This is a genomic window from Nonomuraea sp. NPDC049158 (assembly GCF_040648335.1).
Classification (GTDB): domain Bacteria; phylum Actinomycetota; class Actinomycetes; order Streptosporangiales; family Streptosporangiaceae; genus Nonomuraea.
On record NZ_JBEZDM010000001.1, the window covers coordinates 739,164 to 754,840 of the forward strand.

At 71.1% G+C, this 15,677-nt stretch carries 14 protein-coding genes; 8 read left to right on the forward strand and 6 right to left on the reverse strand.

From position 1 onward, the window contains the following. Positions 1-17 precede the first annotated feature (17 nt). Together murI and AB0B61_RS03260 are read left to right on the forward strand one after the other, a co-directional pair. Positions 18-842: a glutamate racemase gene (murI, locus tag AB0B61_RS03255; RefSeq protein ID WP_358427179.1), complete on the forward strand. Its 825-nt coding sequence runs from the start codon at positions 18-20 to the stop codon at positions 840-842. After that, positions 839-1,591: an MBL fold metallo-hydrolase gene (locus AB0B61_RS03260; RefSeq protein WP_358427182.1), complete on the forward strand. Its 753-nt coding sequence runs from the start codon at positions 839-841 to the stop codon at positions 1,589-1,591. The genes murI and AB0B61_RS03260 overlap by 4 nt, the downstream gene beginning before the upstream one ends. A gap of 11 nt (positions 1,592-1,602) precedes the next feature. Here AB0B61_RS03260 and AB0B61_RS03265 read toward each other — a convergent pair whose 3' ends face one another. Further along, positions 1,603-2,856, reverse strand: a complete 1,254-nt coding sequence (locus AB0B61_RS03265) for an MFS transporter (protein ID WP_358427185.1) — start codon at positions 2,854-2,856, stop codon at positions 1,603-1,605. Between the two features lie 53 nt (positions 2,857-2,909). Between AB0B61_RS03265 and rph the strand changes: the two genes are divergently transcribed. The 5 genes from rph (at position 2,910) to AB0B61_RS03290 (ending at position 8,584) form a co-directional block, all read left to right on the forward strand. Continuing rightward, complete coding sequence (gene rph, locus AB0B61_RS03270) at positions 2,910-3,629, forward strand: ribonuclease PH (protein ID WP_225290424.1); 720 nt, start codon at positions 2,910-2,912, stop codon at positions 3,627-3,629. Continuing rightward, entirely contained in the window at positions 3,626-4,216 is a 591-nt protein-coding gene (gene rdgB, locus AB0B61_RS03275; RefSeq protein ID WP_358427188.1) for an RdgB/HAM1 family non-canonical purine NTP pyrophosphatase, read from the forward strand. The genes rph and rdgB overlap by 4 nt, the downstream gene beginning before the upstream one ends. 107 nt (positions 4,217-4,323) lie before the next feature. After that, complete coding sequence (locus tag AB0B61_RS03280) at positions 4,324-6,087, forward strand: molybdopterin-dependent oxidoreductase (RefSeq protein WP_358427191.1); 1,764 nt, start codon at positions 4,324-4,326, stop codon at positions 6,085-6,087. 1,703 nt (positions 6,088-7,790) lie between these two features. Then, positions 7,791-8,318 carry a toxin glutamine deamidase domain-containing protein gene (locus tag AB0B61_RS03285; RefSeq protein ID WP_358427194.1) on the forward strand — a complete coding sequence of 176 codons (528 nt, stop codon included), beginning with the start codon at positions 7,791-7,793 and terminating at the stop codon, positions 8,316-8,318. Continuing rightward, on the forward strand, positions 8,315-8,584 hold the full coding sequence (locus AB0B61_RS03290) for a hypothetical protein (protein WP_358427197.1): 270 nt from the start codon (positions 8,315-8,317) through the stop codon (positions 8,582-8,584). Before AB0B61_RS03285 ends, AB0B61_RS03290 begins: the two co-directional genes overlap by 4 nt. Positions 8,585-8,725: 141 nt before the next feature. Here the strand turns inward: AB0B61_RS03290 and AB0B61_RS03295 are convergent, their stop codons facing one another. From AB0B61_RS03295 to AB0B61_RS03310, 4 genes are all read right to left on the reverse strand, one after another. After that, on the reverse strand, positions 8,726-11,254 hold the full coding sequence (locus AB0B61_RS03295) for an FtsX-like permease family protein (RefSeq protein WP_358427200.1): 2,529 nt from the start codon (positions 11,252-11,254) through the stop codon (positions 8,726-8,728). 1 nt (position 11,255) lies between these two features. After that, positions 11,256-12,008, reverse strand: a complete 753-nt coding sequence (locus tag AB0B61_RS03300) for an ABC transporter ATP-binding protein (protein ID WP_358427203.1) — start codon at positions 12,006-12,008, stop codon at positions 11,256-11,258. A 105-nt stretch (positions 12,009-12,113) separates the two neighbouring features. Then, positions 12,114-12,764 carry a response regulator transcription factor gene (locus tag AB0B61_RS03305; protein ID WP_358427206.1) on the reverse strand — a complete coding sequence of 217 codons (651 nt, stop codon included), beginning with the start codon at positions 12,762-12,764 and terminating at the stop codon, positions 12,114-12,116. Continuing rightward, the gene (locus tag AB0B61_RS03310; RefSeq protein WP_358427209.1) at positions 12,764-13,945 is read right to left on the reverse strand and encodes a sensor histidine kinase; all 1,182 of its coding nucleotides are present in this window, start codon (positions 13,943-13,945) and stop codon (positions 12,764-12,766) included. The genes AB0B61_RS03305 and AB0B61_RS03310 overlap by 1 nt, the downstream gene beginning before the upstream one ends. Before the next feature lie 146 nt (positions 13,946-14,091). Between AB0B61_RS03310 and AB0B61_RS03315 the strand changes: the two genes are divergently transcribed. After that, a complete protein-coding gene (locus AB0B61_RS03315; RefSeq protein WP_358427212.1) occupies positions 14,092-14,649 on the forward strand; it encodes a hypothetical protein in 558 nt (185 codons plus the stop codon). Here AB0B61_RS03315 and AB0B61_RS03320 read toward each other — a convergent pair. Beyond that, a complete protein-coding gene (locus AB0B61_RS03320; RefSeq protein ID WP_358427215.1) occupies positions 14,646-15,668 on the reverse strand; it encodes a helix-turn-helix domain-containing protein in 1,023 nt (340 codons plus the stop codon). The genes AB0B61_RS03315 and AB0B61_RS03320 overlap by 4 nt on opposite strands. Positions 15,669-15,677 lie beyond the last annotated feature (9 nt).

Below are 15,677 nucleotides of genomic sequence, written 5' to 3' on the forward strand. Positions count from 1 at the left end.
TCGCCTACCCTCTAAAGGTGCCGGACGCGAGCATTGGGATCTTCGACAGCGGGGTAGGCGGGCTGACGGTCGCCAGGGCGATCATCGACCAGCTGCCCCATGAATCCATCACCTATGTGGCCGACACGGCCCGCCAGCCGTACGGGCCGAAACGCCTGGCCGAGGTCCGGGCCTACGCGCTGGAGGTGATGGACCACCTCGTCGAGAACGGCGTCAAGATGCTCGTGATCGCGTGCAACAGCGCCAGTGCCGCCGTGCTGCGCGACGCGCGCGAGCGTTACGACGTGCCGGTCGTCGAGGTGATCCAGCCCGCCACCCGGCGCGCGGTGCGCGCCACCCGCACCGGCAGGGTCGGTGTGATCGCCACCAGGGCGACCATCGAGTCCATGGCCTATCACGACGCCTTCACCGCGGCTCCCGACGTACAGCTCACCGGCGTGGCCGCCCCACGCCTGGTGGAGTACGTCGAACGCGGAGAGACGGCGAGCGAGGAGCTCATCGAGGTCGTGCGCGACTACCTGGCCCCCATCAGGGCGGCCGGGTGCGACACGCTGATCCTCGGCTGCACCCACTACCCGCTGCTCACCGGCGCGATCTCCTATGTCGCCGGTGACGGGGTGACGCTCGTCTCCAGCGCCGACGAGACGGCCAAGGACGTCTACCGCATCCTGCACGACCGTGACATGGCGGCAGGGAGCGAGGCCACCCCCCGGCATCGCTTCCGCGCCACAGGCGACTCCTTGCTCTTCGCCCGGCTCGGGCGACGTTTCCTCGGCCCGGAGATCGATGCGGTCGAAGTCACACCAGTGGGGGGTACTACCTCTAACGGGAGGCCCGCATGAAGGTGACCATCATCGGCTGCTCGGGGAGCTTTCCCGGCCCCGACAGCCCATCGTCCTGCTATCTCGTCGAGGCCGAGGGGTTCAGGCTGCTCCTCGACTTCGGCCACGGGGCCCTGGGAGTGCTGCAACGCCATATCGGGCTCTACGACGTGGACGCCATCTGCCTGACCCACCTGCACGCCGACCACTGCCTCGACATGTGCGCCTACCACGTGGTTCGCACCTACGGGCCGGCCGCGCCGTACCCCCGAGTGCCCGTCCACGCGCCCGCCGACGCGCCGCGCCGCCTGGCCGCCGCCTACGGGATGCCGGAGGAGCCGGGCCTGGAGACCTCCTTCGACTTCGTACCGCTCACCCCGGGCCCCTTCGAGGTCGGGCCGTTCACGGTCGTCGCCGGCCAGGTCAACCACCCGGTCGAGGCGTACGGCTTCCGCATCACGCACGGCGGCCGGAGCGTGGCCTACTCGGGCGACACCGGTGAGTCCGCCGAACTGGTGCGGCTGTCCGCGGGCGCCGACCTGATGCTGTGCGAGTCGTCGTTCCTCGACCAGCCGGGGCTGCCCACCGACCTGCACCTGTCGGGCCGCGAGGCCGCCGAGCACGCCGCCAAGGCCGGGGTGGGCCGGTTGGTGCTCACCCACCTCGTACCCTGGAACGACCAGCAGCGCATCATGGACGACGCCTGCCGGGGTGGCTACAGCGGCCCGATCGACCTGGCCCGCAGCGGGGCCGTCTACGACCTGGCCTGACCCCCGTCTGGCTACGACTTGGCCTGAATCTGCGAGAAGTCCCGCAGACGCGGCAGCGGCGAGAACATCAGCGGCAGGAACGACAGCAGCCGCGCGCCCATGAACACCCAGAGGGCCTCTCGCACCCCGATGTGCTGAGCCACGATGCCGCCGAGTAACGCGCCCAGCGGCATCGTGCCCCAGACGATGAACCTGACCGTCGCGTTGACCCGCCCCAGCATGCGCTCCGGCGTGACGGTCTGCCGGTAGGTGAGCTGGCCGACGTTGTAGATGATCGCGCCCCATGAGAGCGCGATCGAGGCGATCGCGAAGAAGGCGACCCGCCAGTCGGCCTGCGTCATGGGCAGCAGCAGGCCGAAGGGCGAGGTGACGGCTATGGCCAGCCAGGTCATCCTCGCCGTGCCGTACCTGCTGAACAACCGGCTCCCGGTGAGGCCCCCGAGCAGTCCGCCGACCGCGCCCGACATGAGCATGACGCCGATCAGGCCGGGCGGCAGCCGGACCACGTCCGCCAGGAACAGCACGGACAGGCTGACCACGGCGCTCAGGCTCAGGTTGGTCGCCGCGGTCGTGGCGACGATCGCCCGCAACAGCCGGTCGCGCCAGACGAACCCGAGGCCCTCAGCGATGCCCTGCCGCATCCGTGGGCGTTCCTCGGCGACCGGCGCCTGGTCGGGCGTCTTGATCGCGCTGAGGAAGACCAGCGAGCCAAGCGCGGCCAGCGCCGTGGCCAGCATCGTGCGCGAGGCGCCGATCAGCTGCACGAGCGCGCCGCCCAGGCTGGGACCGGCGAGCGAGCCGCTCGACCGGACGAACTCCAGCTTGGAGTTGCCGTCGCTCAGACGGTCTCTGCTCACCAGCTCCGGCAGGTAGGTCTGGTCGGCCACGTCGTTGAAGACCTGGGCGGTGCCGGCCAGCAGCGCGACCACGTACAGCATGCCGACCGACAGCAGCCCCAGCGCGTCGCTGACCGGAATGCTCGCCAGCAGCAGGCACCTGACCAGGTCGGAGGTCACCATCACGCGGCGCCTGCGCAATCGGTCGACCCAGACCCCCGCGGGCAGGCCGATCGCGAGGAACGCCGCCGTCTGCAGCGCGGAGAGCACGCCGACCTCCAGCGGTCCGGCGTGCAGAGCCAGCACGGCGACCAAAGGGAGCGCCACGCGGGAAATGTTGGCTCCGAGTTCGTTGGCCACGTGCGAACTGAGGAACCGGAGAAAGTCAGGGTTTCGCAACACCCCCGTTGTCATTGCGTAAGGATCCATGTGTCGGACACATTCGGTCAAGAGCGTTGCGGCGCGGAGATAGGGTGATCTGCATGTCGCGACAGGATGGCCGAAACCCCGACCAGCTCCGCCCCATCACCATTACCAGGCAATGGATTACCCATGCCGAAGGTTCGGTGCTGGTGGAGTTCGGCGGCACCCGGGTCCTGTGCGCCGCATCGGTCCAGGACAGCGTGCCGCGCTGGCGCCGGGGGAGCGGCCAGGGCTGGGTCACGGCCGAGTACGCGATGCTGCCGCGCGCCACCAACACCCGCAACGACCGCGAGTCGGTCCGCGGGAAGATCGGCGGGCGCACACACGAGATCTCCCGGCTGATCGGCCGCTCACTTCGGGCCTGCGTCGACTACAAGGCCCTGGGCGAGAACTCCGTCCTGCTCGACTGCGACGTCCTGCAGGCCGACGGCGGCACCCGGACCGCCGCGATCACCGGCGCCTACGTGGCGCTGGCCGACGCCGTCGCGTGGATGCGTGAGCGCCGGATGTGTCCCGGCGAGCCGCTGGTCGACTCGGTGGCCGCCGTCTCGGTCGGCGTGGTCGGCTCGGTCCCGATGCTCGACCTCTGCTACACCGAGGACGTGGCGGCCGAGACCGACATGAACGTGGTGATGACCGGCGCCGGCAGCTTCGTCGAGGTGCAGGGCACCGCCGAGGGCGCGCCGTTCGACCGCGCCGCGCTCAACCAGCTCCTCGACCTGGCCGTCACCGGCTGCGAGGAGCTCACCCTGATCCAGCAGGAGGCGCTGGGAGCATGAAGATCGTCCTGGCCACCCGCAACGCGGGCAAGATCACTGAGCTGCGCCGGATCCTGTCGGGGTTCGACATCGTGGGGCTCGAGGAGTTCCCCTCGATCGGCGAGGTGGCCGAGACCGGCGTCACGTTCGAGGAGAACGCCCTGCTCAAGGCGCACGCCGTGGCGCAGGGCTCCGGGCTGCCCGCGGTGGCCGACGACTCCGGTCTCTGCGTCGACGTGCTCAACGGCATGCCCGGGGTGTTCTCGGCCCGCTGGTCCGGGCGCCACGGCGACGACAAGGCCAACCTCGACCTGCTGCTGGCGCAGATCTCCGACGTGCCCGCCGACAAGCTGACCGCCCACTTCGCGTGCGCGGCCGCGCTGGCGCTGCCGTCGGGGGAGTGGCGCGTGGTCGAGGGCACGCTGGCGGGCCATCTGGTCACGACCCCGCGCGGCACCAACGGGTTCGGCTACGACCCGATCCTGGTGCCCGAGGGCGAGACGCGCACCGCGGCCGAGCTCTCCGCCGACGAGAAGGACGCCATCAGCCACCGGGGCCGCGCCTTCCGGGCCCTCGCCCCGATCGTCCGCGACCTCATCGCGAGCTGACGTATCCGTTGCGCTCATGGCGCGCTGACGTAACCCGCGCGCTCCTCGCGAGCTGACGTAACCATCGTGTAAGAACCACCGGCCGCCAGAGGCGTAGCGTCAGAATTGTGCAGAAGAACAATGTGATGCCGGCCTGGGCCGGGGCGCTGGCGGGAGTGGTGGCCGGAGCCGTGGCGCTCGGCGTCGCGCAGCTCGTCGCCGGGGTGCTGAAGCCCGCCGCCTTTCCCGTGGTGGCCGTGGGCAACGTGGTCGTGGACAACACGCCCGCGTGGCTCAAAGAGTTCGCCATCAGCAACTTCGGCTCGAACGACAAGAACGTGCTCATCGCCGGTGTGTTGGTGGTGCTCGCCGTGGTGGCGGCGCTCATCGGGGTGCTGGCGCGGCGGCGGGTGGCGTACGGGCTGGTGGGGCTCGGGGTGTTCGGCGTCGTGGGCATCGCGGCGGTGGTGACCAGGCCGGGCGCGGGAGCGTTCGACGTGGTGCCGACCGTGGTGGGGGTCGGTGTCGGGGCTTGGGCGCTCACGTGGCTGCTGGCGCGGGGCGTGCGGGAGTCGTACGAGGGCACGGGGGCGACGGGCTTGGGCTCGTCCGCTTCGGGCGCTTCGGGCGCTTCGGGCGCTTCGGGCGTGAGGGCGGTGGCTCGGTCGGCTTCGGGCACGACGGCGGTTTCGTCGGCGTCGTCGGCTCCGGATGTTGAGCCTGGCGGCGGCGGCGAATCCTCCACTGATGAGCACCCTTCTCCTGGCGTACCCGCTGATGAGGCTGAGCGGCCTGCCGTGATGCGGACCGGAGCGGAGCCGTACTCGTTCGACCGGCGGCGGCTGCTCGGCGGCGTCGCGGGCGGTGTGGTGGTCGCGGGGGCCGCCACGCTGGCTGGGCGGGTGCTCGGCGGGAGACAGACGGCGGAGACCGCCCGGGTGGCGGTCGCGCTGCCCAGACCCAGGGTGACGGCCAAACCGCTGCCCCAAGGCACGGATCTCGGCATACGCGGCCTTTCCCCGTTCGTCACGAAAAATCATGACTTCTATAGAGTCGACACCGCGCTCATCGTGCCGCATGTCGATCCCCGGCAGTGGAGGCTGCGCATCCACGGGATGGTGGACCGGCCGATCGAGATCACGTACGCCGACCTGCTGAAGCGCCCCCTCACCGAGTCGTACGTCACGCTGACCTGTGTGTCCAACGAGGTCGGCGGCGAGTACATCGGCAACGCCCGCTGGCTCGGCGCCCGGATGGCCGACCTGCTGCGCGAGGCGGGCCTCCAGTCCGGCGCCGACATGCTGCTGTCCACCTCCGACGACGGCTTCACCGCCGGAACCCCGGTCGACGTGGTGATGGACGGGCGCGACGCGCTGTTCGCCATCGCGATGAACGGCGAGGCCCTGCCCGTGGAGCACGGCTTCCCGGTGCGCCAGGTGGTCCCGGGCCTCTACGGGTACGTCTCGGCGACCAAGTGGGTGGTGGACGTCAAGGTGACCCGGTTCGACAGGGACGAGGCGTACTGGACGCCGCGCGGCTGGTCCGCCAAGGGGCCCATCAAGACCGAATCCCGCATCGACCTGCCCAAGCCGGGCGCGTCGGTGACGGCGGGCCGTACCACGATCGCGGGCGTGGCCTGGGCGCAGCACACCGGGATCGACGCGGTGGAGGTACGCGTCGACCGGGGTGAGTGGCGGCAGGCGAAACTGGCCCAGGTGCCGGGCCCCGACACGTGGCGTCAGTGGTCGCTCGACTGGGACCTCACAGCCGGCAAGCACACGATCGAGGTCCGGGCTACGGACGCGGCCGGGCGTACCCAGACCGAACAGCAGGCGCCGCCGGCGCCTGACGGCGCGAGCGGCTGGCACTCCATCCAGGTCAACGCCGCCTGAGCGTGACCCTTCTCCCTGTTTGCGCAGGTAAGGCGGGTAGTTGAGACCGCCAAAACTTGCTGACTTCCCCTCCTCGGGATGGCCCGTCACCCTACGATCGGTCGTCGAGCCATGACAGGAGGCAGGACGTGTTCCGCGACCGCAAGTCCAGCGTGCGGTGGGTCCTTCCCGAGGGGCATTACGACCCTGTGGTGGGTGACGGGGTCAGGTGGCGCGACTATGAGCGCGCCGCCGACTCGGACCTACTCGCCTCCCCCCTCTCGACCCCGGCCCCGCCCTCTCCCACCCACCTATCGCCGTCTCCGGGCCGCCTATCGTCTGACCCGCTGCCTTCCGGCCGCCCATCGCCCTCTTCGGGCTGGTCATGGCCGAGCTCGCCGTCTTCCGGCGGCCTATCGTCCGGCTCGTCGCCTTCCGGCCGCGCTTTGCCCTCCTCGGGTCGGGTATCGCCGAGTTCGCCGCCCTCCGGTCGCTCGTCGCTGTCTTCGGGCCGTCTGTCGCCCGCCTCCCCCTCATCCGCCCACCCATCGCCCGACTCGCCACCCGAATGGCCGGGGACTCCGTGGGGCGCCTCACTGACCGCGCTGTCGGGTCCGTCGGCCGAGCGGTCGGCGGCACGATGGCCGGCCCCGCCGGAACGGTCGGCCGTGGTTGGAGGGTCGACTGGGGTTGGAAGGTCGACCGTGGCCGGGAAGCCGGCCGTGGCTGGCGGGTCGGCCGCAGCTGGGAGGTCGGTTGAGCAGGGGGTCGCTGCCGTTCCGCCGGCTGGGGAGTCGGTCGCGCCGTGGGCCGACCCGTCTGGTGCTCCGCCTGCCGCGTCGTCTGGTGCCCACCCACCCACGCCGCCGGCCAGTTCCACCTCCGTACGGTCGGGCGCCTCGTCGGTCGGACGCCACGGTGCGCCTGCCACCTCACGGCACTCGGCGTCGAGCGGTGTGCCGGGAGGAATGGCGCAAGCGGGGGAATCAGCGGTGGCCCATGGGCCCGCACCCGCGAGTGGCTCGCTGCCCGGGGACGGCTCGTTGTCCAGCGGCGGCCGGGTGTTCGGGGGTGGCGCGGTCTCCGGCAGTGACTCGGCGTTCCGAAGCGGATCGCTGCCTGAGGGCGGAATGGTGTCCGGTGGCGGCTCGCTGCCCTGGGGTGGTGCGGGATCCTGGGGCGGATCGGTGTCCGAGGGCGGCCGGGAGTCCTCTGTGTCTGAGGGTGGCTCAGTCTCCGGGAACGGCCTGGCCTACGGGCGTGGCTCGGTCGCCGGGAGAGACCCGGTGGCTGAGGCGGCGTCTCGGAGCGGATCGGCGTCTGGGAGCGGCTGGGGCTCCGGGATCGGGTCGGACTCGGCTGGTGGCTCGGCGTTCGTGGAGGGCGCGGGGGTTACCGGTGGCGGGGTTGGCGGTAGCGGGGTCAGCGGTGGTGCGGGTGGGCCGGGCGCTGGGGCGACGGGTGGGGCAGGAATATTCGGGGGGTCGGCTGCGGCCATTCTGGGGCTGTCGCCGGACAGTGTTTCGCCGAGCTCGGGTATCGCGGCGGTTGCGCCGCAGGCAGGTGGGGTCGGGGCGGTTGCGCCGCAGGGTGCCGGGGTGGGGACGGCTGGGCGGCAGGCGGTCGCTGAGCGGGACTGGTTCGATCGGTCGCACAGGCCGCCGAGGTTGGTTGGTTACCGGCCCTACGGGGTGCCTGGGGGGCTGGCGAAGCCCGATGCGCAGGTGGAGCATGATCTGGCGCTGGCGATTCCGCTCGGTACGCGGTTTCCCGATCCGCGCGGTACGTGGGTCAGGCTGATCAACGGTGGCGGCGCGGCCGATGATCCGTTTCGGGCGTCCAATGCCGCCGACTGCGCGCTGGCTGTGCTGTCCACCTGGCACGGTGAGCCTGCCGCCGCGGCGCCGAGGGTGCCGGAGTACGACCGGATCGGCCGGCCGCAGGTCACCGGTGAGGCCGGGGGTACGGGGCGGATCGAGCGGTGGGTGGGGCAGCGGTTCCAGTATCTGGGGCAAGGGCGGCACGCCTATCCGATGGTGGCGCGGCGGCTGTTGGAGGCGGGCCACGGGGCGGCGGCCGTGATCGTGGTGCGCTGGCCCGGCGGTGGGTCTCATGCGTGGAACGCCGTCAACTCGGGCGGCGAGGTGATCTGGATCGATGCCCAGCGGGGCCACATGGCCGTTGAGCCGCCCTATACAACCGTGACCGGGGTGTTCTGCGTGATCGTTGACAGGCGGGGGCAACCGGGATGAATCTCGACCAGGCCAGGGCGTTGGCGGAGGAGTACTTCAACGGGGCGCGGCGAGCGGACGATTCCGTCTCGGTGGGGATTTATGAGTTCAATGAGGGCTATGTCGCTTGGGTGCGAGAGCCTGATCTCGACGATCCGGCGACCCTGCCCGGTACGGTCGGCGGGGGCTGCCTCGTGATCGACAAAGTGTCCGGGGAGGTGGTCACCCGGCCGCTCCTCGATCCGGAGACGGTTGCCGAGCTCTGGCCCGGTCGTACCCCCCGCTGATCGGCCGGGCCCCTCGCTGACCAGGCGAGCGGTGAGCGGCGAGCGGCGGGGGTGGGTGTGCGGGACGGCGAGGGATGCGGCTCGCCGCCCCGCACAGCTTTCTTTCCGAAAATTGCCGTCTTTATCGTGATTTGTCGGGGTTTATCCGGTTGCTAGGGAGCCCACGATCGACGCCCGAGCCGCCCGCCGCGCGGGCAACACCGCGGCCAGCACCCCCGCCAGCCCCGAAAGCACCACGAACAGCGCGATCTGCCCCACCGGCACCACGAACGCGGCGCCGTCGATCATCGCCCGCATCGCCGCCCACCCGAACACGCCGCCGAGCACCACCCCGACCAGCGCCCCGATGAGCCCGAGCACCAGCGCCTCCACCGAGAGCATCCGCCGCAGCTGCGGCCTGGTCAGCCCGAGGGCCCGCAGCAGCGCCGACTCCCTGGTCCGCTCATGTACCGACAACGACAGCGTGTTGGCGATGCCGAGCAGCGAGATCAGGATCGCCAGGCCCAGCAGCCCGGTGATGATCATCAGCAGCATGTCCAGCGTGTCGTCGAACTGCCCGCGTACCTCCGTCGCGCTCGTCACCTTGACCATCGGGTAGGCCGCCGTCGCCGCGTCCACCACCTTGCGGGCCTGCGCGGGGGGCACACCGTCCTTGATGTTCACCATCACCCGTGTGTCGGGTAGCTGGCCGAAGTACTCCTCGAAGGGCCGCTCGGCCACCGTGAACGTCGGCAGCGACGAATCGCCCGCGAGAATGGCGACCACCCGCAACGTGACGGTCCCGGCCTTGGCGGTCCGCACCGCGACCGTGCCGCCGACCCGTAGCCCGAACTGCTTGGCCGCGGGGTCGGCCACCGCGACCTGCCCCGGCGCCAACCGATCCATCGAACCGGACCGTACCTCCGGCTTGAGCGGTCCGCTGAAGGTGCCGACCCGCACCGAATCGCCAGAGCCAGAGCCAGAGCCGGAGCCAGAGCCAGAGCCGGAGCCGGAGACCTTGGCCTTGGTCGCGCGGATCTGTACGACCGAGGACAGCTCCGGACTGCGCCGCAGCGCGTCGGCCACCGATCGGGGGACGGCGGCGTCGCGCTCCTGGGTGGCCACCAGGTAGTCGATGGGGAACTGGTTGTCGAGCTTGGCCGTCATCGTCACCCGCGTCGAGGCCGTGATCACCGAGATCAGCGTCATGAGCGTCACGCCGATGGTCAGCGCCACGGTCGTGGTGGCGGCCCGGCGGGGGTTGCGTCCGGAGTTGTCCACCGCCAGCCGCCCCGGCACGCCGAACAGCCTGGCCGGGATCCAGCCGACCAGCGCGCTCAGCGGCTTGACCAGCACCGGTCCAAGGATGAGTACCGCCAGGAAGGTCAGCGCGCCACCGCCCATGACGACGAAGAGCGGCACCATCTGGCCCGGCTCCATCACCAGCGCCCCGTAGCCGGCCGTGCCGAGCCCGGCGACGAGGAAGAGCGCGGCGAGGACCACGCGTACGACGCCGGTACGGAACGTCTGCTCCTCCACCTGCGTGCGCAGTGCCGCGATCGGCGCCACCCGGGTGGCGGCCCGCGCGGGCAGCAGCGCCGCCCCCACGGTGACCAGCAGGCCGAGGCCCAGCCCGCTGAGCATCGTGACCGGCGTCAGCGCGATGGCCGCGTTCGTGGGCAGCGGGGCGTCGAGCGCGCCCAGTACGGCCAGCGTGGCCGCGCCCAGGCCGTAGCCCACGAGCAGGCCGAGCACGGACGACAGGAGGCCGACGGCGGTGGACTCCAGCACGATCGAGCCGAACACCTGCCCGCGCGTGGCGCCGATGCAGCGCAGCAACGCCATCTCCCTGGCCCGCTGCGCGACGAGGATGTTGAAGGTGTTGTAGATGACCAGCGCGGCCACCATCATGGCCACCAGGCCGAACAGCAGCAGACCGATGGTCAGCGACTCCATCTGGATGCCGGACTCGGCCGCCAGGCTCTTGGCGAGCTCCGCGCCCGTCTTGACCACCGCTCCCGCGCCGGCGGCGGAGGCGACCGCCTGCTTGAGCTCCGCGCCGTCGCCCGCGATGTCGATCTCGGCGAAGCCCTTGGCGCTGGTCATCCGCTGAGCCGTGGCCGGGGTGAAGCCGACCGCGCCGGTGTAGGCCAGCGTCTGGTCCAGGCCGGTGTCCATGATGCCGACCAGCCTGAACCGCTGCTCGCGGTGCCGGGAGTCGAGGACGGTGATCGTGTCGCCGAGCTTGAGGCCCTGGGCCTTGGCGGTGTTCTTGTCGAGCACCGCCACCTGGTCGTCGGATCCGGGGCCGGTGCCGCTGATCATGGTGGTGCGGTCGAGCCGGCCGGTCACGATCGAGACAGCCGTGGTCGGCGCGTTCCCGACCACCTTGCCGTCCTTGCCCAGCAACGGCGCGCTACCGCGGATCAGCCCTTGCGCCTCCAGCACGCCGGACAGGCCGCGCATCTGGTCGAGGAGGCGTTCCGGTAGCACCGCCTCGCTGTCCTCGGGCAGTACGGCCAGGCCGACCTTGTCCGCCTCGGCCGTGGCCTGCTGCGACAGGCCGGCTTTGATGGTGTCGGTCAGCACGAACGTACCGGCGATGAAGCCGACGCCCAGGGTGATCGCCAGCGAGGTGAGCAGCAGCCGCAGTTTGTGCGCGCGCAGCCCGGCCAGAGTCGTCCTCAGCAACTCAGGCCTCCAGCTTCATCAGCGTGTCGAGCACCGACTGCGGTGAGGGCGCGCTGATCTCGCTGACCAGCTCGCCGTCGCGCAGGAACACCACGCGGTCGGCGTACGCCGCGGCCACCGGGTCGTGCGTGACCATGACGATGGTCTGGCCGAGCTCGCGTACGGACGTGCGCAGGAACGACAGCACCTCGGCGCCGCTACGCGAGTCGAGGTTGCCCGTCGGCTCGTCGGCGAAGATCACCTGAGGCTTGCTGATCAGCGCCCTGGCCACGGCGACGCGCTGCTGCTGGCCGCCGGACAGTTCGGTCGGCTTGTGGGCGAGCCGGTCCCGCAGCCCGACCGTCTCGATGACGCGGTCGAACAGCAACTGGTCGGGCTGGCGGGCGGAGATCTCCAGAGGCAGGCGGATGTTCTGCTCGGCGGTCAGCGTCGGCAGCAGGTTGAACGCCTGGAAGATGAAGCCGATCCGCTCGCGGCGCAGCAGCGTGAGTTGTTTGTCGTTGAGCCCGGTGAGCTCCACGTCGCCGATGTGCACGGTGCCGGAGGTCGCGGTGTCGAGCCCGGCCAGGCAGTGCATCAGCGTGGACTTGCCGGAACCGGACGGGCCCATGATCGCGGTGAACGCGCCCGTCGCGAAGGCGACGTCCACGCCGCGGAGGGCGTGGACCCGCGCGTCGCCTTGGCCGTACACCTTGGTCAGCGCTCTGGCCACCACCGCCTCAGGAGCCTGTCGGCGGGTATCGGTGAGGGTCACGTTCACTCCTTGTCGTCTGCGGGAACGTGACCAACCTAGGAGCGGAAAATGCAGGAAATATGGGCCCCGAGGAGGGGTTTCGTGTAGGTCCTGAGATGACCCGGGTCAGCCTTTCGGCTGACGTGACGGGACCACCAGGCCCGCCTCGTACGCGTAGACCACCACCTGAGCGCGGTCCCGCAGCCCCAGCTTGGCCAGCACCCGGCCCAGGTGCGTCTTCACCGTGGCCTCCGCCACCTCCAGCCCGGTGGCGATCTCCAGGTTGGACAGGCCGCGGGCCACCATGAGCAGCACCTCGCGCTCGCGGGGCGTCAGCTCCGACGCGGCCGTGAGCTCCTCCGTCGGCAGCTGCGCGGCGAACTTGGTGAGCATCCGCTTGAGCGTGCTCGGCGCCACCACGGCGTCGCCCGCGTGCACCGTCCGGATCGCGGTCAGCAGGTCGGCCGGCGGCACGTCCTTGAGCAGGAAGCCCGAGGCGCCCGCCTTGACCGCCGCGAAGGCGTACTCGTCGAGGTCGAAGGTGGTCAGGATGAGCACCTTGGGGCCGTCGATCCGCCGGGTGGCCTCCACACCGTCCATCCTCGGCATGCGTACGTCCATGAGCACCACGTCCACCTCGACCTCGCGCAGCACCTCCAGCGCCCGCGCCCCGTCACCGGCTTCGGCGACCACCTCGATGTCGGGCTGGGCGCCCAGCACCATCCTGAACCCGGCGCGCAGCAACTCCTGGTCGTCGACCAGCATCACCCGGATCACTAGGCCGCCCTGGTGCCCGGCACCGGCAGCGTGGCCAGCACCTCGAATCCGCCGCCCGATCGCGGCCCGGCCGCCACCTCTCCGCCGTACATGCCGACCCGTTCGCGCATCCCCACCAGCCCGTGCCCGTCGGGGCTGCGTGGCGCCGCCGCGCCCCTGCCGTCGTCGGTCACCCGGACGACCAGCTCGCGCCCGGCGTACTGCAGCTCGACCAGCGCGCGGACGCCGGGGCCGCCGTGTTTGAGCGCGTTCGTCAGCGCCTCCTGCACGATGCGGTAGACCGCGAGCTGCTGCCCCTCGGGCAGCTCGCCCGGCGGGCCGCCGACCCGCAGCCGCGCGGGCACGCCCGCGCCGCGCACCAGCTCCTCCAGCTGCGCGAGGCCTGGCTGCGGCGTGTAGTCCGTCCCGTCGGACCCGTCTTCCCGCAGCACGCCGACCAGCCGGCGCATCTCGGCGAGCGCCTCGCGCCCGGTCTTGGAGATGGTGCGTACGGCCTGCCGCGCCTGGTCGGGATCGCTGTCGATCGCGTACCCGGCGCCGTCGGCCTGGACCACCATCACGCTGACATTGTGGGCCACCACGTCGTGCAACTCCCTGGCGATCCTGGTGCGCTCGGCCGCGGCCGCCATCCGGGCCTGCTGGTCGCGCTCGCGCTCGGCCCGTTCCGCCCGCTCCTCCAGGCTCTCCAGATAGCGGCTGCGGGTCTTGGCGTACAGGCCGGTCAGCCAGACCGTCACGACGAGGATCGAGCCGCTGAAGAAGAGGCTGAACGTCGGCGCCTGCCAGTGCACGATGACCAGCAGCACGCCGACCTCGGCCACCGCGCCCGCGGCGATCGCCCAACGGAACCCGCACCGGAAGGCCACCGAGTAGAGCGCCACCAGCACCGCGATGTTGGCCGGCATCGGATCGATCGTGGCCAGCCACTGCCCGAAACAGGCCAGTGAGAGGATCGCGAAGACGGTCAGCGGCCGGTCCCGCCGCCACAGCAGCGGGACGATCAGCACCCCGCAGAGCCCGAGGTAGCCGGCCACCCCGATGTACAGGTTGCCGTTGTCGAACGGGCCGTTCTTCCCGTACGGGACGGCCATGAACAGGCAGAACACTGCCAGTGGCGCCACCCGGAGGGCGTCCATGAGCCTGCTGTGGCGTCCCGACCATCCCATTACCCTGCCGAACACATCATTACGATACGGAGGCTTCGGCATGGGTTTGTCAGCCTGAAGGGGGAGGTTCGGGTACGACTCAGGTCTTACACCAGCCTTACGGGGCGTAGGGCACTCTTGTCGTTGGGAGCGCCTTAACGGGCGAGTAAAGGGAGATCGTGATGGCGGATCATGATCGTGATGCCGGGTCGCGTGGCGAAGAGGAAGCGCCACGCGACCCGACCCCTGGAGACCGGCCCGCCGCTCCCTCCGACACGGAAACGGCGACCACCCGGGTCTCGGGCCCGCCGCCCGGAGCCGGCTGGGCGACAGCGGCTCCACCGCCACCCCAGAGACCGCTACCTCCGCGCTATGACAGCTTCCGTGGCTTCATCCGGCTGAAGCCCACGCAGATCATCGGTGCGGGCCTGCTCGGGCTGATCATCGGCGGCATTCTCGGGGGCAGCGCCGTGGCGGTGATCAGCGGCATGGCCCTCCGAGGCGACTCCGCCCGCATCTTCTGGGAGAGCCGGGGACGCTATCCCGGCCATCTCAGCCACCCCGACTTCCAGGAGTGTCGTCCAGGCCCTGGCGGGAGCTTCTGCCGGCGGCTGCCGATGTACCCCGGTCCCTATCAGATGCCCGCGACTCCGTATCCGTTGCCCACAGCGGTCCCCAGCGGCCTACCCACGATGGTCCCCACCGTCACGCCCACGCCGATGCCCACCAAGACCGGTTAGGGCGCCCGCAGCCCAGGCCCGCGGTCCAGGACCAGCAGGTCGTGCCGCGCGGCCAGGAACCCGGCGTGGAACCGTGTACGGGCTCCCAGCCGCTCGCACAGCTCCTGCACCCGCCGCTGCACCGTACGCGGGCTGAGACCGAGCTGCCGCGCGATCGCGTCGTCCTTCATCCCCACCGCCAGCAGGGCCAGCACCTCGGTGTCGCCCGGCTGCGGCCACACGTCCCGCTCGATGTGCGCGGCCGGGTCCGCTGACAGCCGCAGCGGCACGGCCGCCTGCCACAGCACCTCGAACAGCCCGACCAGCGCGTCGAGCAGCGCCGACGGGTGGACCACCAGCGCGCTCTCCACCGCCCGGTCCTCATCGGACACCAGCGGCAGCATGGCCGTACGGCCGTCGGCGATGGCCAGCTTGACGGGCACCTGCCCCAGCCGGGCCTGCTCGCCGTCGGCGATCGCCTGCCGCGTGTGCTCCAGCATGCCGGGCTCCTCGAACGCCAGCGGCCCGTAGATGCCCCGGATGGACGGGCCCTGGTGGGCGGCACGCTGCTCGTTCTCCTGATCGTCCAGGATGTCGACCGCGTACGGCGGGCGCACCAGCACGAGCATCTCGGCCGTGACGCTGCGTTCGAGCTGGAGGTAGCGGCGGGCGACGGCGTAACGGCCGGTCACCACCTCCAGAACCTCCTCGGGATGCGGTCCGGTGCGGTCGGCCACCTCGGTGGCGAGCAGCGCGGCGGCGGCCCGGCTGTGCGTGATCTCCTCCTGGCGGCGGGCCACCAGCACGTCGATCGCGATGTTCGGCGGCGTGGCGATCAGCCGTAAGGGTCGGCCGGCCACCCGGGAGATCAGCCCGAGGTCCTCCAGCCTGGGCAGCATCCGGCGGATGGCGGCGGCGGACGCGCCGGTCTCGGTGGCCAGCTGGCTCAGCGTCGCGGGCCCGTGGCGCAGCAGCGCGCGGTAGGCCGTCTCCTCGGTGACGCTGACGCCGAGGCCCTCCAGCAGCCGCCGTTGCGCCATGCCCGCCCC